Here is a 228-nt window from a genome sequence, read left to right as displayed (position 1 = left end):
CAGAGCTGTTTGCTGCACTTGCCGAAGTGCTTGCTACTTTTGCTGAACTATCTGCAGCAGATGCTGAATTTGATGCGGCAGTTGCTGAAGAGTCTGCTTTGGTTGCAGAGCTGTTTGCTGCACTTGCCGAGCTTGATGCTTCGCTTGCAGAAGAATTAGCAGCAGTTGCTGAACTGTCTGCGGCAGATGCTGAATTTGATGCTGCCGTTGCGGAAGAACCCGCTTTAG

At 50.4% G+C, this 228-nt stretch carries 1 pseudogene; it reads left to right on the top strand.

Annotated features, from left to right (window positions below):
- Positions 1-228, top strand: a pseudogene (locus tag E4T80_RS12935) (hypothetical protein); the annotation flags it as partial.

Source organism: Muribacter muris, assembly GCF_004569585.1.
Taxonomy (GTDB): domain Bacteria; phylum Pseudomonadota; class Gammaproteobacteria; order Enterobacterales; family Pasteurellaceae; genus Muribacter; species Muribacter muris.
Note: the sequence above shows the minus strand (reverse complement) of the source record. Positions and strands in the feature narration are given on the sequence as shown.